18 protein-coding genes, 1 tRNA gene and 1 pseudogene are annotated in these 23942 nt (G+C 68.9%); 15 read left to right on the forward strand and 5 right to left on the reverse strand.

The genetic code is table 11. The features are described 5' to 3' along the window. The 8 genes and pseudogenes from Q0A33_RS11695 to Q0A33_RS11730 form a co-directional block, all read left to right on the forward strand. Positions 1-703: pseudogene (locus tag Q0A33_RS11695) on the forward strand (metallophosphoesterase); the annotation flags it as partial. A 97-nt stretch (positions 704-800) separates the two neighbouring features. After that, positions 801-873, forward strand: a tRNA-Trp gene (locus tag Q0A33_RS11700). A gap of 56 nt (positions 874-929) precedes the next feature. Next, positions 930-1172 carry a preprotein translocase subunit SecE gene (gene secE, locus Q0A33_RS11705; RefSeq protein WP_291796726.1) on the forward strand — a complete coding sequence of 81 codons (243 nt, stop codon included), beginning with the start codon at positions 930-932 and terminating at the stop codon, positions 1170-1172. 74 nt (positions 1173-1246) lie between these two features. Next, positions 1247-2104 carry a transcription termination/antitermination protein NusG gene (gene nusG / locus Q0A33_RS11710; RefSeq protein ID WP_291796729.1) on the forward strand — a complete coding sequence of 286 codons (858 nt, stop codon included), beginning with the start codon at positions 1247-1249 and terminating at the stop codon, positions 2102-2104. Positions 2105-2321: 217 nt separating this feature from the next. After that, positions 2322-2759, forward strand: coding sequence for a 50S ribosomal protein L11 (gene rplK / locus Q0A33_RS11715; RefSeq protein WP_291796732.1), 438 nt, complete (start codon positions 2322-2324; stop codon positions 2757-2759). 71 nt (positions 2760-2830) lie between these two features. Continuing rightward, complete coding sequence (rplA, locus tag Q0A33_RS11720; RefSeq protein WP_291796735.1) at positions 2831-3526, forward strand: 50S ribosomal protein L1; 696 nt, start codon at positions 2831-2833, stop codon at positions 3524-3526. Positions 3527-3593: 67 nt separating this feature from the next. Continuing rightward, a complete protein-coding gene (locus tag Q0A33_RS11725) occupies positions 3594-5885 on the forward strand; it encodes a hypothetical protein (protein WP_291796738.1) in 2292 nt (763 codons plus the stop codon). Next, positions 5882-7057: a hypothetical protein gene (locus Q0A33_RS11730; RefSeq protein WP_291796741.1), complete on the forward strand. Its 1176-nt coding sequence runs from the start codon at positions 5882-5884 to the stop codon at positions 7055-7057. Before Q0A33_RS11725 ends, Q0A33_RS11730 begins: the two co-directional genes overlap by 4 nt. Positions 7058-7086: 29 nt before the next feature. On the opposite strand, the gene Q0A33_RS11735 is transcribed toward Q0A33_RS11730, so the two are convergent. Beyond that, on the reverse strand, positions 7087-7683 hold the full coding sequence (locus tag Q0A33_RS11735; RefSeq protein ID WP_291796743.1) for a VTT domain-containing protein: 597 nt from the start codon (positions 7681-7683) through the stop codon (positions 7087-7089). Between the two features lie 306 nt (positions 7684-7989). Here Q0A33_RS11735 and rplJ point away from each other — a divergent pair, with 306 nt between their 5' ends. Then, positions 7990-8532 carry a 50S ribosomal protein L10 gene (gene rplJ, locus Q0A33_RS11740; RefSeq protein WP_291796747.1) on the forward strand — a complete coding sequence of 181 codons (543 nt, stop codon included), beginning with the start codon at positions 7990-7992 and terminating at the stop codon, positions 8530-8532. Between the two features lie 69 nt (positions 8533-8601). Further along, positions 8602-8991 carry a 50S ribosomal protein L7/L12 gene (gene rplL / locus Q0A33_RS11745; RefSeq protein WP_291796750.1) on the forward strand — a complete coding sequence of 130 codons (390 nt, stop codon included), beginning with the start codon at positions 8602-8604 and terminating at the stop codon, positions 8989-8991. A gap of 235 nt (positions 8992-9226) precedes the next feature. Here rplL and Q0A33_RS11750 read toward each other — a convergent pair whose 3' ends face one another. Then, positions 9227-9997, reverse strand: a complete 771-nt coding sequence (locus tag Q0A33_RS11750; RefSeq protein ID WP_291796753.1) for an MBL fold metallo-hydrolase — start codon at positions 9995-9997, stop codon at positions 9227-9229. Between the two features lie 343 nt (positions 9998-10340). Here Q0A33_RS11750 and rpoB point away from each other — a divergent pair, with 343 nt between their 5' ends. Both rpoB and Q0A33_RS11760 read left to right on the forward strand, forming a co-directional pair. Further along, entirely contained in the window at positions 10341-13799 is a 3459-nt protein-coding gene (rpoB, locus tag Q0A33_RS11755; protein ID WP_291796847.1) for a DNA-directed RNA polymerase subunit beta, read from the forward strand. 63 nt (positions 13800-13862) lie between these two features. Then, positions 13863-17735, forward strand: a complete 3873-nt coding sequence (locus Q0A33_RS11760; protein WP_291796756.1) for a DNA-directed RNA polymerase subunit beta' — start codon at positions 13863-13865, stop codon at positions 17733-17735. A 332-nt stretch (positions 17736-18067) separates the two neighbouring features. Here the strand turns inward: Q0A33_RS11760 and Q0A33_RS11765 are convergent, their stop codons facing one another. The 3 genes from Q0A33_RS11765 to Q0A33_RS11775 all read right to left on the reverse strand — a co-directional run bounded on the left by Q0A33_RS11765 (position 18068) and on the right by Q0A33_RS11775 (position 20395). Further along, positions 18068-18202, reverse strand: coding sequence for a hypothetical protein (locus tag Q0A33_RS11765; protein ID WP_291796759.1), 135 nt, complete (start codon positions 18200-18202; stop codon positions 18068-18070). A 236-nt stretch (positions 18203-18438) separates the two neighbouring features. Beyond that, positions 18439-19464 (reverse strand): ATP-dependent 6-phosphofructokinase, encoded by a 1026-nt coding sequence (locus Q0A33_RS11770; RefSeq protein ID WP_291796762.1) that lies wholly within the window; start codon positions 19462-19464, stop codon positions 18439-18441. Positions 19465-19531: 67 nt separating this feature from the next. Further along, the gene (locus Q0A33_RS11775; protein WP_291796765.1) at positions 19532-20395 is read right to left on the reverse strand and encodes a DUF1707 domain-containing protein; all 864 of its coding nucleotides are present in this window, start codon (positions 20393-20395) and stop codon (positions 19532-19534) included. 499 nt (positions 20396-20894) lie between these two features. Between Q0A33_RS11775 and rpsL the strand changes: the two genes are divergently transcribed. The 3 genes from rpsL to fusA all read left to right on the forward strand — a co-directional run bounded on the left by rpsL (position 20895) and on the right by fusA (position 23929). Continuing rightward, the gene (rpsL, locus tag Q0A33_RS11780; RefSeq protein WP_291796768.1) at positions 20895-21269 is read left to right on the forward strand and encodes a 30S ribosomal protein S12; all 375 of its coding nucleotides are present in this window, start codon (positions 20895-20897) and stop codon (positions 21267-21269) included. Continuing rightward, complete coding sequence (gene rpsG, locus Q0A33_RS11785; protein WP_291796772.1) at positions 21269-21742, forward strand: 30S ribosomal protein S7; 474 nt, start codon at positions 21269-21271, stop codon at positions 21740-21742. The genes rpsL and rpsG overlap by 1 nt, the downstream gene beginning before the upstream one ends. An 81-nt stretch (positions 21743-21823) precedes the next feature. Further along, positions 21824-23929: an elongation factor G gene (gene fusA / locus Q0A33_RS11790; protein ID WP_291796775.1), complete on the forward strand. Its 2106-nt coding sequence runs from the start codon at positions 21824-21826 to the stop codon at positions 23927-23929. Positions 23930-23942: the final 13 nt, after the last annotated feature.

A 23942-nucleotide genomic window follows, 5' to 3' on the forward strand; every position in this document is an offset into this window, starting at 1 on the left:
GGGGGCGGGTGCGGACCTCCTCTTCGACGGCGGGGACGTGACATTGACCGGTACGGAGGCGGAGAAGGTCTGTGTGGACTCGGTGGCGCGCTCCGTCCCGGACGGTGTGCCCACGGTCTTCGTCAAGGGCAACCACGACTCCGAGGACACCGTCGCACGAGCCAAGGAGGTGGGCTGGACCGTGCTCGAGGGCGAGCCGGTGGAGGTCGCGGGACTCACACTGCTCGGCGACAGCGATCCGCGCCGCACCGTGTTCCCCTCGGGGGACGTGCTGGAGCGCGGAGAGACGGGCGAGGAGTTCGCGGCCCGGATGGCTGAGGCCGCGTGCGCTGCGGACGAGGACCTGTTCGTCATCCACGACCCGCGGCAGGCCGAGGACGCCCTGGGCCGAGGCTGCGCGGACCACGCGCTGAGCGGCCACTGGCATCGGCGCGTGGAGCCGGAGCAACTGGGACGCGGCGTCCGCACCGTGGGCTCGACGACGGGAGGGGCCCTCGCGGACGCGCTCACCCCGGGGCCGCTGAAGATGCCCGCGGAGATGTCGCTCATCCGGGTGGACCGGAGCACGGGCGCCCCCATCGACGTGCAGTACATCACGGTCGGCATGGACGCCGCCGTGGAGTTCTCCGAGTGGATCCCCTTCCCGTCGCCGCGTCCGCTGGTGGAGACGGAGCCGGAGGACGCGGACGGGAGCGAGGACTGAGCCCGGTCGGCGGGCGGGGCGCCGGCGGAGGATCGGTTCGACGTCCACCCGCACCTCGTGTATGCTCGTTCCTCGGCGGTGCTGATGTCACCGCTGAAGGGGTGTGGCGCAATTGGTAGCGCAACGGTCTCCAAAACCGTAGGTTGCAGGTTCGAGTCCTGTCACCCCTGCTCGTCCAGCCGGTCCGCACGGTCCGGGTGTGAAGCCGAGGAGTGAGTGAGGTTGCGTGGCTGAGTCCTCCGCCCCTGCAGAGGGCAAGAAGATCGGCGTCTTCGGCCGGATCCTCCGCTTCTTCCGCGAGATCATCGCGGAGCTGAGGAAGGTCATCACTCCCACGCGCAAGGAGCTGATCAACTACACGATCGTCGTCCTTGTCTTCGTGGTCATCATGATGCTGCTGGTGACGGGCCTCGACTTCGTCTTCGGCAGGCTCTCCGCCTGGGTCTTCGCGGGCACTCCGCTCTTCTGATCCCCGCGGCTGCTGCCCGCCCGTTCAGATCTCAACCGCCACCGCGCACAGCCCCAATCGCAAGAGGAGACCACGTGTCCGAATCCACCCCGGAAGAGCTGACCCCGGAGCTCGACGAGCTCAGTGCCGCCCCGGCCGAGGCCGATTCCGCCACTGATGAGCCCGCTGCGGTTGCCGATGCTCCCGAGGTCGAGGACGCGGCCGAGGAGACCCCCGCGCAGGCCGCGAGCACGGACGCGCCCGGTGACGGCGAGGCGGACGCGGAGGGTGCCTCCGAGGACTCCGCCGAAGACGACGAGGGTGAGCTCGATCCCGCCGCGGCCGCCGCGGAGGACTTCAAGTCCGAGCTGCGCATGCAGGACGGCGACTGGTACGTCATCCACTCCTACGCCGGCTACGAGAACCGTGTGAAGGCCAACATCGAGTCCCGCTCGGTGAGCCTCAACATGGAGGAGTTCATCTTCGAGGTCCAGGTCCCGATGGAGGACGTGGTCGAGATCAAGAACGGCCAGCGCAAGCAGGTCCGCCGCGTCCGCATCCCCGGCTACGTGCTGGTCCGCATGGAGCTCACGGACGAGAGCTGGGGCCTCGTGCGCCACACCCCGGGCGTCACCGGATTCGTGGGCAATGCCTACGACCCGGTCCCGCTCACGGTCGACGAGGTCTTCCAGATGCTCCAGCCGGTCTTCGAGGAGAAGCAGGCGGAGGCCGCGGAGCAGGGCCGCGCGGAGGCCACGGGTGCAGAGCAGTCCTCCTACGTGGTCGAGTGGGAGGTCGGCGAGTCCGTCCTCGTCAAGGAGGGCTCGTTCGAGGGCCACCCGGCGACCATCCAGGAGATCCGGCCGGAGACGCAGAAGCTCACGGTGCTCCTCTCGATCTTCGAGCGCGATGTGCCCGTGGAGCTGGGCTTCGATCAGGTCTCCAAGATCTGACACACGCTTCATCGCGGACCCGCGCAGGGCCGCCACGGATTCCCAGTCCGCGAACCCCGCAGCACCTGGTGCGCGATTCCTCACAGGATTCGCCTCCGGGTGCTCGTTCGTGGAATACTGGTGGGGTTTGGTCTGACTCCTCATCGGAGAGTCGGACCGGACCCGTCCCGCGCGAGATGCGCGCGGGTCACGGCAATACGGAAGAAAAGGACCGAACATGCCTCCCAAGAAGAAGGTCTCCGGTCTGATCAAGCTGCAGATCCAGGCAGGCGCCGCCAACCCGGCTCCTCCGATCGGCCCGGCGCTTGGTCAGCACGGCGTCAACATCATGGAGTTCTGCAAGGCGTACAACGCCGCGACGGAATCCCAGCGGGGAAACGTCATCCCCGTGGAGATCACCGTCTACGAGGACCGCTCCTTCACCTTCATCACGAAGACCCCGCCCGCTGCGGAGCTCATCAAGAAGGCCGCCGGCGTGAAGTCCGGCTCGGCCACCCCGCACACCAGCAAGGTGGGCCACCTGTCCGCTGACAAGGTGCGCGAGATCGCGGAGCAGAAGCGCCCCGACCTCAACGCCAACGACGTGGACGCGGCGATGAAGATCATCGCCGGCACCGCACGCTCGATGGGCATCACCGTCGACGTCGAGGGTTGAGTCCAACCCCACCTCAACCACTGTGGCAGGGTCCGCGCGACCCGCACCACTACTGCTAGGAGAATAAGCAGATGGCAAAGCGCTCAAAGGCCTACCGGGCCGCCGCTGAGAAGATCGCGGCAGACACGCAGTACGAGCCGGCACAGGCGATCGCCCTGGCCCAGGAGACCTCCGTGGCGAAGTTCGACGCCACCGTCGAGGTCGCCCTGCGCCTGAGCGTCGACCCGCGCAAGGCCGACCAGATGGTGCGCGGCACCGTCAATCTCCCCAACGGCACCGGCAAGACGGCCACGGTCCTCGTCTTCGCCGCAGGTGACAAGGCGGAGGCAGCTCGCGAGGCAGGTGCCGACTACGTCGGTTCCGATGACCTGCTGGAGAAGGTGGCCGGCGGCTTCACCGATTTCGATGCAGCCGTCGCGACCCCGGACATGATGGGCAAGGTCGGCCGTCTGGGCAAGGTGCTGGGTCCCCGTGGCCTCATGCCCAACCCCAAGACCGGCACGGTGACGATGGACGTGGCCAAGGCCGTCTCCGACATCAAGGGCGGAAAGATCGAGTTCCGCGTGGACAAGCACGCGAACCTGCACTTCATCATCGGGAAGACCTCCTTCTCGACCGAGCAGCTGCAGCAGAACTTCGATGCCGCCCTCGAGGAGATCAACCGTCTCAAGCCGTCGTCGGCGAAGGGCCGCTACATCTCGAAGGCGACGATCACCACCACGAACGGTCCCGGCATCCCGCTGGACGCCTCCGCTCTGCGCGCGTGATCCGCTGACCTGAGGCCTGTGAGCCTCGGTCGCACCGGCCCCTCCTGCCACCCTGCAGGAGGGGCCGGTGTCGTTCCAGAACCGTCACCGTCGTGAGCGCTTCGGCACGTGGGCCTTTGGAATACTGGACCGCATGAATCCCTCTGCGCCCTCCCCGTCCTTCGCGCCCGTGCCGGAGGACGACAGCCAGACCCCGGACCCAGCGCGGACCCAGGCCGCGGCGGCGGCGCTGCTGGAGCTCTACGGCGACGATCTGCGCCGCACGGGTCTCGCCGTGGATCCCGGCCTTGCCGCGTGGCTCCCGGAGGACTTCACGGCGAAGGTGCGGGCGGCGACGGGCGGCGGCCCGGTGCCCGTCGCCGTGCTCGTCCACTACGGGTTTCCGGCACCGGCCGTGAGACAGAACGTCACGTACCCGGTCGATGTCATGCAGCGCGTGGCCGCAGAGCTGTTCGCGGACGGTGAGGGCGTGCTCGCGGCCTTCGCCGTCGACGGCGGAACGCCCGACCCGGCGGTGCACGCCGTCGGCGCGCGCGGAGTGAGTGACCGGCTGTTCCGGCTGGGCGAGGCCCTCGAGGTCGAAGCGGACTTCAGAGTGCGTCCCGAGCCCTATGTCGAGTACGCGGCAGCCGCAGGGCGGGCCTGGCTGCGCAACGAGAGCCCGCCTGACCTGGGTGACTACGTGTCCCGGCGGATCGAGGCGGGCACGGGCCGCTTCTTCGAGACCCACACCCCTGGAGGCGCCGACGGTCTGGTGGCCAGTACGGCGGCGGTGGGCGGTGCCGCAGCGATCACGTGGGCCATCGCCCGGAGGACGCGCGCTGAGCGGGAGGCCTCCGGCTCAGCGCGGACCACCGCCGCGAGCACCCTCGGCACCGGGCGGGCGAAGCGTCTGCTGTCCGCCCTGCACACGCCGCCGCGGCTGCCGGACCCTGATGCTGCGGACGGTCCCGAGGCTCTCGCTCCTGCCGAGCGCCTGCGGGAGCTGGGGAGAGCGCGGGAGCGGCTCGTCTCCCGCATCCTCGCGGCAGCGCCGTCTCTGGACGATCCTCAGCTGAGCCCGACCGAGGCCCGGCGGGTGTTCGCGGAGCGGGTGCCGGTCACGGACTCCGCCGCCCTCCATGCGCTGGACGCCCAGATCGCAGCGCAGCGGGGTGCGAAGACGCGGTCGGTGCTCTCGCCGCTGTGCTTCTTCGATCCCTTCCACGGTGAGGCCGTCGCGACGGTGCGGCTCGATGCCCGGGGCCGCCGCGTTGACGCTTTCGATGTACCCGCCTGCCGGGACTGCCGGCGGCGGGACGCCGCCGGTGAGCGTCCGCACGCTCTCACGGTGCCCGCTCGGGGCAGGCGGGCGGGCGCACCCGTCCCGTACTGGGAGCTTGACGATGCCTATGCTCGCTGCGGCCTCGGCACGCTGTCTCCCCTCACGGAGGTGGTCGCCGCCCAGCCGTCAGGAGGCGGAGCCTCACCGGCGGGTGCGGCGGCGCTCGCTGCCGGACGCACGGGGTCCTCCCATACGGCCGCGGGGGCCGAATCCCTCGGCCTGCGCGGGATGGAGAGGGGAGAAGCGGTCGTCCGGGGTCTCGCGGTCCTCGTCCTCACGGTCTTCTCGGCGGTCCTGGGCGGGGCCGCGTCCGTCGTCATCCACGAGTACGAGGAGCCGCAGCTGTTCGGCTATCAGCAGGGACCGGAGACGCGGGCCGACTACGACCGGACCCGGCCGCAGGAGATCGCGGCGGAGCTGGACGAGACGGGCTTCCACATCGACCCGATGCTTGCGCCTGCACTGGACTCGGAGCGGGTCGCCGCTCTCGCAGAGGCCGCAGGCGAGGCCGAGCACGTGTCCGTCGCGGTGCTGCAGTCCTCGGGGACGGACGCCTCCGATGCGCCGGAGGTCTTCGCCGCCCGCATCGCTGCGGAGCTGAGCGAGCCGGGCGCGGTCATCGCCGTCTTCGAGTCGGAGAACGCCGTGGCGGCCGCGGGCATGACCCTGCCCGAGTACGCGGACATGTGGCGGCCGTGGGACGAGTATCGGTATGAGCGGTACGAGCGGTCGGCAGGTGGAGACCTGAGCGGCTGGTCGACGTCGGGGGAGCACACGGGGCTTGAGGACACGCAGAGGGAGGTCGCGGAGCTCGATGCCCGGTTGGTCCCGGATCCCGAGGTCGTCCCTGACACGCACGAGGAGAGGAGTGCGGAGGAACCGGCGCTCGGTCCCGCCGTCCTGGGCTATCCCCTGGGCAACTGGGTGAGGGGAGCGCTCATCGGGGCCCTCGGTGCGGTGACGGTCGGTGGGATCACCGGTGCCCTGATCCGCGGCGTGCGCCACACCCGGAGCGAGAGAGGGAGCCGGTCATGACACCGCTGGAGTACGCCGGTGAGATCGCGGCCGGGCTGGAGGACGGCCAGGTGTGGATCGATCCGGGGGTGGAGTACCTTGTACCGCAGGCCGCCCGCGAGGAGCTCGAGGAGCAGGCCGAGGCCGTCGACTGGCCCGTGTACGCGATCGTCACGGGCAGGGACCAGCGCGACCTGGATCTTGCGACCCTCGTACACGGCCAGCTGGGCGCGGAGGAGGGCATCTATCTCGTCGTCGAGCCGGGCAGCTCCTTCGTCACGAGCAAGGTGGAGCTGGACGATGCGGCGCTCAGCCGCGAGGTCCACCAGCGCATCGAGGCCGGCGACCGGGGTTCCGGCACGGGCAACGAGGGCGTGAGCCGGCTGCAGGGCGTGCTCAATTCGCTTGCGGACGAGGACTTCGAGGTGACTGAGCGCGGCACGGGCCAGGAGCACGCTCCGGTGCCGGCACCGCGCACGGAGTACGTGGGTCTGGGCACGGACCTCGTCTACGCTCTCGTCATGGTGCCGCTCGTGCTCGCGGCTGCGATCGCCGTCGCCCTTGGGGCGCGGCGCCGCCGGCGGAAGCCGGTGCCCCGATATGAGCTGCCCGCCTCCCTCCTCCGCAGCGCCTCACGGGTCCGGCGGGAGGAGATGCGCCGGGAGCTCTCGGCCGACAGCCTCGACATCGCACGGCGGCTGTCCGAGCTCGACACCGTGAGCCTCGAACCGGAGCTGTCGGCCCGGGTGACCCACGGGCTCGACGCGTACGCGCTCGCGGGCCGGATCGTCGACGACCCGGAGGCGAGCCGTGCGGATCTCGCGGGCGCACTCGTGCTCCTGCGCACCGCGGCGCACGACATCGCCGAGGTCGAGGCGGCGGGAGGGAGGAGAACCCTCGGCAGCGGTCGCCGCAGGGCCGCGGACCCGCCCCGGCTGTGCGTGATCGATCCCGGTCACGGTCCGGCGGCGACCGTGGCCGAGGCACCTGTGGAGGGCCACCGCGGTGCGCGCATTCCGGTGTGCGCCGACTGCGCCGCCGCTCTGCGCGCGGGACGGGAGCCGGCCTGGCTGCTCGAGGACGGGGTGCCGTACGTGCGCGGGGACAGCGTCTGGGCGCGGACGCTCTTCGGCGCGGTGGGCGGGGACCTCGTCGAGCTCATCGGTACCGACAGGGGAGAGCGGGCGCGCTGAAGGACTGTGCGGCGACCTCGCGGATCCGCTCAGCGCCGGTGGACCAGCCGGTCGCTGAGGCGGGAGAGCAGCGGGCTCAGCAGCAGCGAACCTCCGATCGCGATCCCCACGGCCGCCCACATGGGCAGCGGCAGCCAGCGGGCGGAGAGCCAGCCGAAGCCGGCTGAGTAGGCCGTCCAGACGACCCCGGCGATGAGGGTCAGTCGCAGCCAGCGGGCAGGCTCCATCGACTCACCACCGGCGAGCAGGGCCAGCAGTGTGCGGCCCAGAGGGATGAAACGGGCGACGATGCTGATGAGGATGCCTCCCTCAGCCAGGCGCGCGGAGAGCGCGTCGAGGCGACGGGAGTTCGACGGCGAACCCACGACCGGCCACTGCCGGAAGTCGCGGTGCCTGCCCAGCAGGTAGACGACGTGGTCGCCCAGGACGGAGCCCACTGTGGCGAACGCCACGAGGAGGAGGAAGTGGGGGCTTCCCGTGTGTGCGTTCACGGCTCCCAGAGCCACGATGAGGGCACTCGAGGGAACCGGGGGAATGGCGGCGGACAGGGCGATGACCAGGGCGAACACCGGGTAGAGCCAGAGGGACCCCACCATGTTGAGGACCGCGTCCTGGATCTCGTGCATCCGACCACCCTAGCCCCGGCACCCTGCACCCCGCGCCCGGACCCCGTGTGCGGGGCTCCGGGACCGGCCTCGGCTTGCGCGGGCTCGTCGCGGATGCGTATAGTGAGTGCTTGCCCAAGACCGTCGGTCTCTGCGGGCGTGAGTCCTCTGGACGAACGCCGGTGGACGAAGACTCATGAGAGTGGCCCGCGCAGGTGAATGACATTCCGCTCGATGCCACGCATCGAATCGTGTGAGCGTCTCATGCCTGTGCGTGAGGCGCTTTTCTCATGCGTCCGGGGCGCCGACACAGACGAAAGGAATGCCATGGCGAGGCCTGACAAGGCAGCCGCGGTAGCGGAGATCAAGCAGGAGCTTGAGTCCGCCGACGCCGCCGTGCTGACCGAGTACCGCGGGCTCACCGTTGCGCAGATGAAGGATCTGCGCAATGCACTGGGCGACAACGCGACCTACGCCGTGGTGAAGAACACGCTGACCGCCATCGCTGCCAAGGAAGCAGGGATCGACGCCTTCGACGGACACCTCAATGGCCCCACCGCCATTGCGTACGTCAAGGGCGAGCCCTCCGAGGCCGCGAAGGCTCTGCGTGACTTCGCCAAGGCGAATCCTCAGCTCATCATCAAGGCCGGAGTCTTCGAGGGCTCCGCTCTGTCCGCTGAGGACATCAACAAGCTCGCCGATCTTGAGTCCCGCGAGGTGCTGCTTGCGAAGGCAGCCGGCGCCATGAAGGCAAGCCTCTACCAGGCTGCCTACATGTTCACCGCCCCGCTGGTCAAGGCCGTGCGAACCGTCGATGCTCTGCGCGAGAAGAACGGCGGCGCCGACGAGGCGCCGGCGTCCGACGCCTGAGTCTCCACACCCCATACCCCCTTTGGCCGCGCTCGCGTGAGCACGGCCACCAACGGAAGGACAGCCACTATGGCTAAGCTCACCCCGGCAGAGCTCATCGAGGCTTTCAAGGAGCTCTCGCTCATCGAGCTCTCTGACTTCGTCAAGCAGTTCGAGGAGACCTTCGAGGTCGAGGCCGCCGCTCCGGTCGCCGCCGTCGCCGCTCCCGCCGCAGGCGGAGGCGCAGGCGAGGCCGCCGCCGAGGAGAAGGACGAGTTCGACGTCATCCTCGAGTCGGCCGGCGAGAAGAAGGTCCCGGTCATCAAGGAGGTCCGCGGACTCACCTCGCTCGGCCTCAAGGAGGCCAAGGACCTCGTCGACAGCGCTCCGGCCGCTGTCCTCGAGGGCGCCAACAAGGAGACCGCGGAGAAGGCCAAGGAGGCCCTCGAGGGCGCCGGCGCCACCGTCACCCTCAAGTGATCTCCCCTGCGGGTACTGGAAGCCTCCAGGTTCCGGCCGCATGACATGAGCGGTGCCCGCAGGAGCGCTTCACGAGCGAAGGCCCCCGTCCCAGCAACTGGGACGGGGGCCTTCGCGCGTCTCCGCACGCGGCCGCGCGGCTCCGGGAGCGCTGCGCCGTGGGCCTGCGCAGCTGCGCAGGCGTGCCAGCGCGCATCCGCGACGAGTGCCCCCGGCGGTGAACCGAGCCGCGGGATCAGAGGAGCCGGGTGATCGCGATGCCGAAGACCTCGTGCGCGGACGCCTCGGCGGCGCCCACGGCGCGGACGGGCAGCTCCGCCTCCTCGTCCTCGCGGGCGGCGTAGGCGGCCAGGTCCGTGAGCTGGGTCCGCACGAAGGAGCGGGGGACGGGCCTTCCGTGGCCCGGGACGAAGACATCGGCGTCCGGCAGTGCGAGGAGGCGCTCGAGGGAGCGGGTCCAGGCCACGGGCGTGGAATCGGTTCCCACGGACGGCGGCGCCCCCTCCTCGAGCAGATCCCCGGCCACGACGACGGGGCCGGCGCGCACCGCCAGGTCCGTGTCCGTGTGCCCCGAGAGGACCAGGAACTCCGCCTCGAGTCCGCCGAGGTCGAGCGTCTCGCCGTCGCGCACGGCCGCGGCGTCCACCAGCAGCCGGTCCGGCGCGGGGAGCTCGAGCTCGTGCTCGGAGGCCTCGGCGTGCTGCAGCCAGGCGGAGCCCGCGGCGTCGCGGACGAAGGCGGGGGAGGCGAGGAACTCCGTGACCCCGGCCTCGGCGAACAGCGCGTTGCCGAAGAAGTGGTCCCAGTGGTCGTGGGTGTTGACCACGGTGAGGGGGAGGTCCGTGAGGCCACGGACGGCCGCGAGCAGACGGGTCGCCTGGGCGGGGCCGGCACCGGTGTCCACGAGGACGGCGCGGTCCGTGCCGGCGAGCAGCGTCGAGTTCACGCGGACGGGATCGGAGCTGAGCACGTGGACGGAGGGGGAGTGCGTGGAGTCTGCGGACATGGGCGCATTCTCGCATCCGGGAATCCGCGAGCCTATCACAGGGGCTTGCCAAGCGCGGTGCGCACCAGTACAGTAGAGATTTGCATTGCTCTGCCTTCGTGGTGCCTTCATATAGCGGTGGGCGTCGCCGGAGCTCCTTTGGTCCAGTCTGCACGTTCTTCCCGGGTTCGTCGACCTCAGCGTCGATCATAGCGCGTGGGGGTTCGTTTATGCAGGACCTGCCCTTCGAACACGGAACTGCGGCATCCTCGTCCGCGGGACCGCGCGGGGAGGGAGCGGGCAGCGGTGCCGGAGACAATTAGGTGATACCGGAAGGATCCAATTGGCCGCCGCCAACGAGAACATGAAGACCGCTAATCCGCCAGAGCGCATCTCCTTCGCGAAGATCCGCGAGCCCCTCGAGGTGCCCGACCTGCTCGGGCTCCAGACCGCCAGCTTCGACTGGCTGGTGGGCAACGAGCGCTGGCAGGACCGCGTCATCGAGGCCACGGAGAAGGGCGACGACTCGGTCGCCACCACCTCCGGCCTCGAGGACGTCTTCGAGGAGATCTCCCCGATCGAGGACTTCGCAGGCGCGATGTCCCTGTCCTTCCGCGAGCACCGGTTCGAGCCCCCCAAGTACTCGATCGACGAGTGCAAGGAGCGGGACATGACCTACTCGGCTCCGCTGTTCGTCACAGCGGAGTTCATGAACAACACCACGGGCGAGATCAAGTCCCAGACGGTCTTCATGGGCGACTTCCCGCTCATGACCCCGCAGGGCACGTTCGTCATCAACGGCACGGAGCGCGTCGTCGTCTCGCAGCTGGTGCGCTCTCCCGGCGCCTACTTCGAGTCCACTCCGGACCGCACCTCGGACAAGGACATCTTCACCGCGAAGATCATCCCCTCCCGCGGCGCATGGCTCGAGTTCGAGATCGACAAGCGCGATCAGGTCGGCGTCCGCCTCGACCGCAAGCGCAAGCAGTCCGTCACGGTGCTGCTCAAGGCCCTGGGCTGGTCCGAGTCGAAGATCCTCGAGGAGTTCGGCGAGTACGAGTCCATGCGGGAGACCCTGGCCAAGGACACCGTCCAGACCCAGGACGAGGCCCTGCTGGACATCTACCGCAAGCTGCGCCCCGCGGAGCCCGCGACCACCGAGGCCGCCCGCACCCTGCTCAACAACCTGTACTTCAACCCCAAGCGGTACAACCTCGACAAGGTCGGCCGGTACAAGATCAACCGCAAGCTGGGCCTCGAGGCCCCGCTGACGGACTCGGTCCTCTCCACCGAGGACATCGTGGCGACGATCCGCTACATCGTGGCGCTCCACGCCGGCACGGAGACCCTCAAGGGCGTCCGTGAGGGCGAGGAGTTCGACCTGCGCGTCGCCGTCGACGACATCGACCACTTCGGCAACCGCCGCATCCGCGCGGTGGGCGAGCTGATCGAGAACCAGGTCCGCACCGGCATGTCCCGCATGGAGCGCGTCGTCCGCGAGCGCATGACCACGCAGGACGTCGAGGCGATCACGCCGCAGTCGCTCATCAACATCCGTCCGGTCGTGGCAGCGATCAAGGAGTTCTTCGGAACCAGCCAGCTGTCGCAGTTCATGGACCAGAACAACCCGCTGGCGGGCCTCACGCACAAGCGCCGCCTGTCCGCGCTGGGTCCGGGCGGTCTCTCCCGCGACCGCGCCGGCATGGAGGTCCGCGACGTCCACCCGTCGCACTACGGCCGCATGTGCCCCATCGAGACCCCCGAGGGTCCGAACATCGGCCTGATCGGCTCGCTGGCGTCCTACGCCCGCATCAACCCCTTCGGCTTCATCGAGACCCCCTACCGCAGGGTCGTCGACGGCGTCGTCACGGACGAGACCGTCTACCTCACGGCGGACGACGAGCTGGACTACACGATCGCCCAGGCCAACGCTCCGCTGGACGACGACTCGCGGTTCGTCGAGGACTTCGTGCTCGCGCGCCCCAAGGGCGGCTCCGGCGAGGCGGATCTCATCCCGGTCTCGGACATCGACTTCATGGACGTGTCCGCACGCCAGATGGTGTCCGTCGCCACGGCCCTCATCCCGTTCCTCGAGCACGACGACGCCAACCGCGCGCTCATGGGTGCGAACATGCAGCGTCAGGCGGTCCCGCTCGTCATGAGCGAGGCGCCGTACGTGGGCACCGGCATGGAGTACCGTGCCGCGGTGGACGCCGGCGACGTCATCGTCGCGGAGAAGGCCGGTGTCGTCACCGAGGTCTCCGCGGACTACGTCACCGTCATGAACGACGACGGCACGCAGCAGGTCTACAAGGCGGAGAAGTTCCGCCGCTCCAACCACGGCACCTCGTACAACCAGCGCGTGGTCGTGGACGAGGGCGAGCGGGTCGAGGTCGGCTCCGTGCTCGCGGACGGCCCCGCCACGGAGAACGGCGAGATGGCCCTGGGCAAGAACCTGCTCGTGGCCTTCATGTCCTGGGAGGGCTACAACTTCGAGGACGCCATCATTCTGTCCCAGCGCATGGTGCAGGACGACGTCCTCTCCTCGATCCACATCGAGGAGCACGAGGTCGACGCCCGCGACACCAAGCTCGGTGCCGAGGAGATCACCCGCGACATTCCGAATATCGCCCCGGACGCCCTGGCGGACCTGGACGAGCGCGGCATCATCCGGATCGGCGCGGAGGTCACCGACGGCGACATCCTCGTCGGCAAGGTCACGCCCAAGGGCGAGACCGAGCTCACCCCGGAGGAGCGCCTGCTGCGCGCCATCTTCGGTGAGAAGTCGCGCGAGGTGCGCGACACCTCGCTCAAGGTGCCGCACGGCGAGTACGGCACGGTCATCGCCGTGAAGGTCTTCGACCGCGAGGACGACGACGAGCTCTCGCCCGGCGTCAACCAGATGGTCCGCGTCTACATCGCCCAGCGCCGCAAGATCACGGTGGGCGACAAGATGGCCGGCCGTCACGGCAACAAGGGCGTCATCTCCCGGATCCTGCCGGTGGAGGACATGCCGTTCCTCGAGGACGGCACCCCCGTGGACATCATCCTCAACCCCCACGGCGTGCCCCGCCGCATGAACATCGGCCAGGTCATGGAGACCCACCTCGGGTGGATCGCCAAGCAGGGCTGGAACATCGAGGGCCTGCCGGAGTGGGCGACGAAGATGCACGGCTTCAAGACGGACGCGGAGCCCGGCACCCGGGTGGCGACTCCGGTGTTCGACGGCGCCCACTGGGAGGAGCTGCGTGCGCTCATGGGCGCGACGAAGCCCAACCGCGACGGCGACCGCCTCATCGAGGAGTCCGGCAAGGCGCGTCTGTTCGACGGCCGCTCCGGCGAGCCGTTCCCGTACCCCATCTCCGTGGGCTACATCTACATGCTCAAGCTGCACCACCTGGTGGACGACAAGATCCACGCACGTTCGACCGGCCCCTACTCCATGATCACCCAGCAGCCGCTGGGCGGTAAGGCGCAGTTCGGCGGTCAGCGGTTCGGTGAGATGGAGGTCTGGGCACTGGAGGCGTACGGCGCCGCCTACACGCTCCAGGAGCTGCTGACCATCAAGTCGGACGACATCCCCGGCCGCGTCAAGGTCTACGAAGCGGTCGTCAAGGGCGAGAACCTCCCCGACCCGGGCATCCCGGAGTCGTTCAAGGTGCTCATCAAGGAGATGCAGTCCCTCTGCCTCGACATCGAGGTCCTCTCCTCCGACGGCATGCAGATCGAGATGCGCGACTCCGACGAGGAGGTCTTCCGCGCCGCCGAGGAGCTCGGCATCAATCTGTCCCGCCACGAGGCGAACACCGTCGAAGAAGTCTGACCCACCGAACGAGTCTTTGGGCGGTCCGCACGCGGACCGCTACGAAAACAGATAAGGAATCACGTGCCTGACGTCAATTTCTTTGATGAGCTGCGCATCGGCCTCGCCACTGCGGACGACATCCGCCGCTGGTCCCACGGTGAGGTCAAGAAGCCGGAGACGATCAACTACCGCACCCTGAAGCCGGAGAAGGACGGCCTCTTCTGCGAGCGCATCTTCGGTCCCACCCGGGACTGGGAGTGCGCCTGCGGCAAGTACAAGCGCGTCCGCTTCAAGGGCATCATCTGCGAGCGCTGCGGCGTCGAGGTGACCCGTGCCAAGGTGCGCCGTGAGCGCATGGGCCACATCGAACTCGCCGCCCCGGTCACCCACATCTGGTACTTCAAGGGCGTGCCCTCGCGCCTCGGGTACCTGCTCGATCTCGCTCCCAAGGACCTCGAGAAGGTCATCTACTTCGCCGCCTACATGATCACGTGGGTCGACGAGGAGTCGCGTCACCGGGATCTGCCCACCCTGCAGAACCAGATCGACGTGGAGCGGAAGCAGATCGAGAACCGCCGCGATGCGGACGTTGACCGCCGTGCCAAGAAGCTGGAGGAGGACCTCAAGGCCCTCGAGGCCGAGGGCGCGACCGCCGCCGCGAAGAAGAAACTCGAGACGCAGGCGGAGAAGGAGATGGGCAATCTCCGCAAGTCCGCCGATCGCGAGCTCGACCGCCTCGAGAAGGTCTGGGACCGCTTCAAGTCCCTCAAGGTCTCCGACCTCGAGGGCGACGAGTCGCTCTACCGGGACATGGTGGCCCGCTTCGGCCTCTACTTCGCCGGTTCGATGGGAGCGCAGGCGATCCAGCAGCGTCTCCGCGACTTCGATCTGGAGTCCGAGTCCGAGATGCTGCGCGAGCTCATCAAGACCGGCAAGGGCCAGCGCAAGACCCGTGCCCTCAAGCGGCTCAAGGTCGTCAACGACTTCATGACGACGGACAACTCGCCGGAGGGCATGGTCCTCGACGCGATCCCGGTCATCCCGCCGGACCTGCGCCCGATGGTCCAGCTGGACGGCGGACGCTTCGCGACCTCCGACCTCAACGACCTCTACCGTCGTGTGATCAACCGCAACAACCGCCTCAAGCGCCTGCTCGACCTCGGCGCCCCTGAGATCATCGTGAACAACGAGAAGCGGATGCTGCAGGAGTCCGTCGACTCCCTCTTCGACAACGGCCGCCGCGGCCGTCCGGTCACCGGACCGGGCAACCGTCCGCTGAAGTCGCTCTCGGACATGCTCAAGGGCAAGCAGGGACGCTTCCGTCAGAACCTGCTGGGCAAGCGCGTCGACTACTCGGGCCGTTCCGTCATCGTGGTGGGCCCCACGCTCTCGCTGCACCAGTGCGGTCTGCCCAAGACCATGGCGCTCGAGCTGTTCAAGCCCTTCGTCATGAAGCGGCTCGTGGATCTCAACCACGCGCAGAACATCAAGTCCGCCAAGCGCATGGTGGAGCGCCAGCACGGCCAGGTGTGGGACGTCCTCGAAGAGGTCATCACCGAGCACCCGGTGCTGCTCAACCGCGCACCCACCCTGCACCGCCTGGGCATCCAGGCGTTCGAGCCGCAGCTCATCGAGGGCAAGGCCATCCAGATCCACCCGCTCGTCTGCTCCGCGTTCAACGCGGACTTCGACGGCGACCAGATGGCCGTCCACCTGCCGCTCTCCACGGAGGCGCAGGCGGAGGCCCGGATCCTGATGCTGTCCTCGAACAACATCCTCAAGCCCTCGGACGGCAAGCCCGTGACCATGCCCAGCCAGGACATGATCATCGGCATCTACCACCTCACCAGCGAGCGCACCGGCGTTCCCGGCGAGGGCCGCGTGTTCGGCAGCATGGGCGAGGCCCAGATGGCCTTCGACCTGGGCGAGCTCGACCTCGGCGCCCGCATCCGGCTCCGTCTCGAGGGGCTCGTCCCGAGCGCGGACCTCGAGCTGCCGGAGGACTGGGAGGAGGGCCAGCCGGCCGTCGTGGAGACGACGCTCGGCCGCGCCATCTTCAACGAGGCGCTCCCGGAGGGCTTCGAGTACGTGAACCGCACGGTGGACAAGAAGGGCCTCTCGCGGCTCGTCAACCACCTCGCGGAGGGCTTCCCCAAGGTCGTCACGGCGCAGACCCTGGACAACTTCAAGGCGGCCGGCTTCTACTGGGCCACGCGTTCCGGCATCACCGTCGCGATGAGCGACATCGTGGCGCCGGAGTCCAAGAAGGAACTGCTGGACTCCGCGGAGGAGCTCGCCGCGAAGGTCGAGGAGCAGTACGAGATCGGCGCGCTCACGGACGACGAGCGCCGTGCGGAGCTCGTCAAGGTGTGGGACGCGGCCACCGACCAGGTGTCGGCGGCCATGGAGCAGAACTTCCCCGAGGAGAACTCCGTCCTGCGCCTCGTGAACTCCGGCGCGTCCGGTAACTGGATGCAGGTCCGTCAGCTCGCCGGCATGCGCGGTCTGGTGACGAACCCCAAGGGTGAGATCATTCCGCGTCCCATCAAGTCGAACTACCGTGAGGGCCTCACCGTCCTCGAGTACTTCATCGCGAGCCACGGCGCCCGCAAGGGCCTCGCGGACACCGCGCTGAGGACCGCGGACTCCGGCTACCTCACGCGTCGACTGGTGGACGTCTCGCAGGACGTCATCGTCCGTGCGGAGGAGACGGACTCGAAGAAGGGCATCACCCTTCCGATCGCGCAGAAGGCGGCGGACGGCACGCTGGAGCCGCACGAGTTCGTGGAGACCAGCGTCTACGGCCGCCTCACCGTCGCGGACGTGGTCGGTGCGGACGGCGAGGTGCTCGTCCCGGCGAAGACGGACGTCACCGGCGAGGTGGTCGACCTCCTCATCGCCAACGGCATCGAGGAGCTCAAGGTCCACTCGGTCCTCACCGCGGACTCCGACGTGCAGATCTCCGCGATGCACTACGGCCGTTCGATGGCCACGGGCAAGGTCGTGGACGTGGGAGAGGCGATCGGCACGGTCGCCGCCCAGTCGATCGGCGAGCCCGGCACGCAGCTGACCATGCGCACGTTCCACACCGGCGGCGTGGCCGCCGGCGGCGGCGACATCACGCAGGGTCTGCCCCGTGTGACCGAGCTCTTCGAGGCACGCACCCCCAAGGGCTTCGCCCCCATCGCGGAGGCCGCGGGCCGGGTGAAGATCGACGACACGCGCAAGACGCGCTACGTCATCGTCGTCCCGGACGACGGGGCCGAGGAGATCGAGCACGCCGTGGGCCGCCGCACGCGCCTCCTGGTGGAGGACGGGCAGCGGATCGAGGCAGGTGCGCAGCTGGTGGAGGGTGCCATCGACCCCAAGCAGGTGCTCCGCATCCGCGGACGCCGCGAGGCCGAGCGCTTCCTCGTCGACCAGGTCCAGAAGGTGTACCGCTCGCAGGGCGTGGGCATCCACGACAAGCACATCGAGGTCATCGTGCGGCAGATGCTGCGCCGCGTGACGGTGATCGACTCCGGCGACACCAACCTGCTCCCGGGCGACCTCGTGGATCGCGGCCGCTACCAGGAGGAGAACAAGCGCGTGGTCGCGGAGGGCGGTCAGCCCGCCTCCGCACGTGATGAGCTCATGGGCATCACGAAGGCCTCGCTCGCGACCGAGTCCTGGCTGTCCGCTGCCTCGTTCCAGGAGACGACCCGCGTCCTCACGCAGGCCGCTCTCGAGGGCAAGTCGGACCCGCTGCTGGGCCTGAAGGAGAACGTGATCCTCGGCAAGCTGATCCCGGCGGGCACGGGCATGCACAAGTTCCGCGACATGATCGTGGAGCCCACCGAGGAGGCGAAGCAGGAGATGTTCGCCAACTCCTACGGTGACTTCTACCCGCCGCTGGGCGGGGACACGGGAGCCGCCATCCCGCTGGAGGACTACGACTTCGGTCCCTTCAGCTGATGGAGGTCTCTGCCGCCGGTTCTCCCCGGGCCGGTGGGCAGAGGCACCCCCGCGAGTCGGACGGCCCGCACACCGCACGGTGTGCGGGCCGTCCGCGTATCACCCCGCTGTTCGCTGCACCGCCGCCACGCGCCGCACCGCGCCTCCGCCTCGCGGCGTGGCCTCCGGGTTCGCACCTGTCCTCCGGCACGCCGCATCGCGCCTCCGTGTTCACCCGCTGCAGCGTGCAAACGCGGCGCCGGGGTGCAATGGGGTGCTGGCTGGCACCGACGGCGTGCGAACAAGTGCGGTCCGGCATGCGACCTCGGCGCATCCTCGTGCCGGGAGCCCGGTCAGATCAGCAGTCCCTGGGCGGCAAGAGCGAGCCGCAGGCACTGTGCGTCGACGACGTCACGCCACAGCAGGCGGATGACCGTGAATCCGGCCTTCTCCAGCGCGTGCTGACGGCGCTTCTCACGAACGAGCACCTCCCCGTCGCGAGCGAATCCTCCGGTTGCTGTAGAGGTCGTGCTGACGCGGGAAGGGCCCAGGTGCCTGCTGTGGATCCCGGGGTGCGGATCCACAGCCGAGTGTGCGCATGGTGAGTTGCCCGGAAGCGTTCGCTGTGACGCATACTGTGCCTCGCTGCCTCGCTGCCTCGCTGCCTCGCTGCCTCGCTGCCTCGCTACCGCACCGCTGCGCCGCCGGCTGAGCCACCGAACGCTCAGCCCAGCAGCACCTGCATCTCCTCCCAGCGGCTCAGCGGCACCCGCTTGAGCCGGTCGACGGCATCGGCCATCCGCACCCGCACGATGTCCGTGCCGTGCAGCGAGGCCATCTGGCCCCAGGCGCCTTCGACGGCGAGGTCCGAGGCGGCCATGCCCAGCCGGGTGGAGAGCACCCGGTCATAGGCGGTGGGGGAGCCGCCCCGCTGCAGGTGGCCCAGCACGGCGGAGCGCGTCTCCACACCGGTGCGCTCCTCGATGAGCGGAGCGATCTCGTCCGCGATGCCTCCCAGCCTGGGCCTGCCGTCCGCTCCGATGCCGTGCACGGCGACCGCCTCGTCCCTGTCCTCGGGCACGAAGCCCTCCGCCACCACGACGATGGGGGCGCGCCCCCGGTCACGTGCGGAGCGGACCCACTCACAGATCTTCTCGGTGCTCACGGGGAACTCCGGGATGAGGACGGCGTGGGCTCCGGCCGCCATACCCGCGTGGAGCGCGATCCACCCCACGTGGCGACCCATCACCTCGACGACCATGCACCTGTGGTGGGATTCGGCCGTGGTGCGCAGGCGGTCGATGGACTCCGTCGCGATCGCCGCCGCGGTGTCGAAGCCGAACGTGTAGTCCGTGCCGCCGAGGTCGTTGTCGATGGTCTTGGGCACGCCCACGACGGGAAGCCCCTCCTCCTCGGCCAGGCGGGCCGCGCCAGCGAGGGTCCCCTCCCCACCGATCGCGATGACGGCGTCGAGGCCGCGAGCCGCCATCACCTCGCGCATCCGCGCGGGCCCGCCACCGGAGTAGGGGTGCGTCCTGGAGGTGCCCAGGATGGTGCCGCCTCTGCCCGATATGCCCCTGACGGCGGTGGTGGGCAGGTCGAAGAGCTCGTCCTCGAGGAGCCCTCGCCAGCCGTCGCGGATGCCGGTGAACTCCGCGCCGTGCACGCGCACCCCCTTGCGCACGGCCCCGCGGATCACCGCGTTGAGGCCGGGGCCGTCCCCGCCCGAGGTCATGATTCCGATCCGCATACAGCCTCCTGAGTCGTCGTGCCGTGTGAGTGCTTCCGGGCTCGTGGGTGGGATCAGCGGCGTGCCGTCAGCGGCCCAGCTGCGCCGGCCCGGGCCGCCAGTCCGGGTCGAGTTTGACCTCGTTGCCCGCCATGAGGCTGAAGCCCCTGAGTACGAGGACGCCGTTGGACCCGTCGCCGCGGGCGTGCCTGCCGATCTCGTTGCCGGCCATGATGTTGATCGTCTCGTCCACGATCTTGACGCCCGGCGGCACGTAGATCTCGTTGCCCGCCCACATGGCATAGGTCTCCACCACCACCTGCACGCCCGGGGCCAGCACATCGCCCAGATAGATCTCGCTCCCGCCCATGAGCGCGTAGCTCAGCACCCGGGGCGTGCCCGGCTCGACGTGCACCTCGGAGCCGCTCATGATGTCGACGCGGGTGCGCTCCGGTCCGGTGCCCTGGTGCGCGGGAAGGATCTCGCCGCCGGGTCCCTTCCAGGCGGGAGCGAGGTCGCGCCCGGCCGGAGCGGGGCCGGACCGTGCCGTGCCGCCCGTCCCCGTGCCCGAGGCCGCGGCGGCCTGGCGGGAGAGCTCGGCCGCGAGTGCGGCGCCCTCCGGCAGATCGTCGATCTGCTCGGGCAGCTCGTCGACGAACTTGGCCCGCAGCACCGCGTTCTGCCGCTCGTCGATCTCGTCCGGGTCGAGGCGACCGGCGCCGTGTGCGGCGCCGAGGATCTGCAGCACCTGCTCGCGCTCCGCGTCGCCGGCACGCAGACGCCGGCTGCGGGGAGCATCCGGGGACGGCGACGAACCCGCCGTGCCGTCTGCGCCGCGGGGGAGTCCCTCCGGCCGATCCGTGTGCGGGCCCGGACGGCCGGCGTGGGCGTCCTGGGGGCCGCCGTGCTCGTCCGGCCGGTCACCGCGGTCGCTGGGCTGCCTGCTGCTCATGGCTCCCAGCCTACCGAGTGCGCTCCGGTGGGGATCACGCGTTCCCCGGGTGCGTCCGCCGGAGCGCCTCGGCGGGTGCCGGGCGGACGCGGAGGCAGCTCCCCGTGCGCAGTTCCCGCGACGGGGCGCGCGCCGTCGCGGCAAGGATGTGAGGCATGCACCACATCGCTTTGACCGCACGCCGAGGGCCGGGATAACCTGGTACGCGACTGTCTCAGGCGAGACGGTCGTGCCCGCGCGTCGCGCACCCGCCCTCTCGCTCTGCACGCAGGGGGAGTCACGGGTCCGGGATGCCGGGGCGTATGAGCACCCGTCCGGGTGCAGTGTGCGCAGTCTGCAGTTCCGACACGCCCGACCTCGGGGACCGTCGCCCCTGCAGACGCCGGGATCAGGCGGCAGCTTCACCTGATCCCGGAGGGACATGCTCGGGCAGTGCGGCGTCGGAGGATCTCCGGCGGTCCGGGATTAGCAACAGCGAGAAGCATCGGAGACCATCTCAGTGCCCACAATTCAGCAGCTCGTCCGCAAGGGACGACAGGACAAGGCCGCGAAGAACGCGACGCCTGCCCTCAAGGGCAGCCCGCAGCGGCGCGGCGTGTGCACCCGCGTGTACACGACCACTCCCAAGAAGCCCAACTCGGCGCTCCGCAAGGTCGCACGTGTGAAGCTCTCCAGCCAGATCGAGGTCTCGGCCTACATCCCCGGCGAGGGCCACAACCTGCAGGAGCACTCGATCGTGCTCGTCCGCGGCGGTCGTGTGAAGGACCTCCCCGGTGTGCGCTACAAGATCGTGCGCGGCTCCCTCGACACGCAGGGAGTCAAGGGCCGTCAGCAGGCCCGCAGCCGCTACGGAGCCAAGAGGGAGAAGAAGTAATGCCGCGCAAGGGCCCCGCACCCAAGCGACCGGTCGTCATCGACCCGGTCTACAGCTCGCCGATCGTCACGCAGCTCATCAACAAGGTGCTGCTCGACGGCAAGCGCTCCACCGCTGAGCGCATCGTCTACGCCGCGCTCGAGGGCAGCCGCGAGAAGCTGAACGGCCAGGATCCGGTCGTCACGCTCAAGAAGGCGCTCGACAACATCCGTCCCTCGCTGGAGGTCCGCTCCCGCCGCGTCGGCGGTGCGACCTACCAGGTCCCGGTCGAGGTGCGCGCGAACCGCTCCACCACGCTGGCTCTGCGCTGGCTCGTGGGCTACGCCCGCCAGCGTCGTGAGAAGACCATGACCGAGCGCCTCCAGAACGAGATCATGGACGCCGCGAACGGTCTCGGTGCCGCCGTGAAGCGCCGTGAGGACACCCACAAGATGGCCGAGTCCAACAAGGCATTCGCACACTACCGCTGGTGAACCAGTCGCTGAGTCCCGGGGCGGGCCCCCCCCCGCCGCGGGACAGGGCGATCGACGCGATCGATACGAGAGAGAGACACCGTGGCGCTTGACGTGCTCAGCGCCCTCAAGAAGGTCCGCAACATCGGCATCATGGCCCACATCGATGCCGGCAAGACGACGACGACGGAACGCATCCTCTACTACACCGGTGTGAACTATAAGCTCGGCGAGACGCACGACGGCGCCTCGACGATGGACTGGATGGAGCAGGAGCAGGAGCGCGGCATCACGATCACGTCCGCCGCGACGACCTGCTACTGGGAAGACAACCAGATCAACATCATCGACACCCCGGGTCACGTCGACTTCACCGTCGAGGTGGAGCGCTCGCTCCGCGTGCTCGACGGCGCAGTTGCGGTCTTCGACGGCAAGGAGGGCGTTGAGCCCCAGTCCGAGACCGTGTGGCGTCAGGCCGACAAGTACGACGTCCCACGCGTGTGCTTCGTCAACAAGATGGACAAGCTCGGTGCGGACTTCTACTACACCGTCGACACCATCAAGAACCGCCTCGGTGCCAAGCCCCTCGTGATCCAGCTGCCGATCGGCGCGGAGAACGACTTCGCGGGCGTCGTCGACCTCATCGAGGAAGTGGCCTACATCTGGCCGGACGAGTCCAAGAAGGGTCAGGACATGACCACCGTCGAGATCCCCGAGGATCTCAAGGAGCGCGCCGAGGAGTACCGTGCGCAGCTCATCGAGGACGTCGCCGAGGCCAGTGACGAGCTCATGGAGAAGTACCTCGAGGAGGGCGAGCTCACGAAGGACGAGATCAAGTCCGGCATCCGGAAGCTCGTCATCGCCTCCGAGGCCTTCCCCGTCATGTGCGGCTCTGCGTTCAAGAACAAGGGCGTGCAGCCCATGCTCAACGCCGTCATCGACTACCTCCCCTCCCCGCTGGACGTGCCGGCCGTCGAAGGCCACGTCCCGGGCAAGGAGGACGAGATCATCACCCGCGAGCCCAAGAAGGACGGACCCTTCGCGGCGCTGGCCTTCAAGGTCGCGACGCACCCGTTCTTCGGTTCGCTCACCTACGTCCGCGTCTACTCGGGCACGGTGAAGACGGGCGACCAGCTCGTCAACACCACGAACGGGAAGAAGGAGCGCGTCGGCAAGCTCTTCCAGATGCACTCCAACAAGGAGAACCCCGTCGATGAGGCCTTCGCCGGCCACATCTACGCGTTCATCGGGCTCAAGGAGACCACGACCGGCGACACCCTGTGCACCCCGCAGGATCCGATCGTCCTCGAGTCCATGTCCTTCCCGGAGCCGGTCATCTTCGTCTCGATCGAGCCGAAGACCAAGGGCGACCAGGAGAAGCTCGGCACCGCCATCCAGAAGCTGGTGAAGGAGGATCCCACCTTCACGGTCAACCTCAACGAGGAGACCGGGCAGACGGAGATCGGCGGCATGGGCGAGCTGCACCTCGACGTGTTCGTGGACCGCATGAAGCGCGAGTTCAAGGTCGAGGCGAACATCGGCAAGCCGCAGGTGGCCTACCGCGAGACCATCCGCCGCGCGGTGGAGAAGGTCGACTACACGCACAAGAAGCAGACCGGCGGCTCCGGCCAGTTCGCCAAGGTGCAGGTCTCCATCGAGCCGATGGAGGTCGAGGGCGACAAGATCTACGAGTTCCACGATGCGGTCACGGGCGGCCGCGTGCCGCGCGAGTACATCCCGAGCGTGGACGCGGGCATCCAGGACGCGATGCAGCTCGGCGTGCTCGCCGGCTACCCGCTGGTGGGCATCAAGGCCACGCTGCTCGACGGCCAGTACCACGACGTGGACTCGTCGGAGATGGCGTTCAAGATCGCCGGTTCGATGGTGCTCAAAGAGGCTGTGCCGAAGGCCAACCCCGTGCTCCTCGAGCCCGTCATGGACGTCGAGGTCCGCACTCCCGAGGAGTACATGGGCGACGTCATCGGCGACCTGAACTCGCGGCGCGGACAGATCCAGTCGATGGAGGACGCGACCGGCATCAAGGTCGTGAAGGCCGACGTGCCGCTCTCGGAGATGTTCGGCTACATCGGCGACCTGCGGTCCAAGACCCAGGGACGTGCCGTGTACTCGATGGTCTTCAAGAGCTACGGCGAGGTTCCCAAGAACGTCGCCGACGAGATCATCCAGAAGACCCGCGGCGGAGAGTGACGCTCTCCCGTCC

Source organism: Brevibacterium sp. (genome assembly GCF_022712115.1).
GTDB classification, from domain to species: Bacteria; Actinomycetota; Actinomycetes; order Actinomycetales; family Brevibacteriaceae; genus Brevibacterium; species Brevibacterium salitolerans.

What these genes read in the sequence shown, in the direction of transcription:
- rplJ (WP_291796747.1), top strand. Translation starts at nt 7,990, where the DNA reads ATGGCGAGGCCTGACAAGGCAGCCGCGGTAGCGGAGATCAAGCAGGAG.
- Q0A33_RS11770 (WP_291796762.1), bottom strand. Translation starts at nt 19,464, where the DNA reads ATGCGGATCGGAATCATGACCTCGGGCGGGGACGGCCCCGGCCTCAAC.
- Q0A33_RS11775 (WP_291796765.1), bottom strand. Translation starts at nt 20,395, where the DNA reads ATGAGCAGCAGGCAGCCCAGCGACCGCGGTGACCGGCCGGACGAGCAC.
- Q0A33_RS11750 (WP_291796753.1), bottom strand. Translation starts at nt 9,997, where the DNA reads ATGTCCGCAGACTCCACGCACTCCCCCTCCGTCCACGTGCTCAGCTCC.
- rplK (WP_291796732.1), top strand. Translation starts at nt 2,322, where the DNA reads ATGCCTCCCAAGAAGAAGGTCTCCGGTCTGATCAAGCTGCAGATCCAG.
- rpoB (WP_291796847.1), top strand. Translation starts at nt 10,341, where the DNA reads ATGAAGACCGCTAATCCGCCAGAGCGCATCTCCTTCGCGAAGATCCGC.
- Q0A33_RS11735 (WP_291796743.1), bottom strand. Translation starts at nt 7,683, where the DNA reads ATGCACGAGATCCAGGACGCGGTCCTCAACATGGTGGGGTCCCTCTGG.
- Q0A33_RS11730 (WP_291796741.1), top strand. Translation starts at nt 5,882, where the DNA reads ATGACACCGCTGGAGTACGCCGGTGAGATCGCGGCCGGGCTGGAGGAC.
- rpsG (WP_291796772.1), top strand. Translation starts at nt 21,269, where the DNA reads ATGCCGCGCAAGGGCCCCGCACCCAAGCGACCGGTCGTCATCGACCCG.
- rplA (WP_291796735.1), top strand. Translation starts at nt 2,831, where the DNA reads ATGGCAAAGCGCTCAAAGGCCTACCGGGCCGCCGCTGAGAAGATCGCG.
- rplL (WP_291796750.1), top strand. Translation starts at nt 8,602, where the DNA reads ATGGCTAAGCTCACCCCGGCAGAGCTCATCGAGGCTTTCAAGGAGCTC.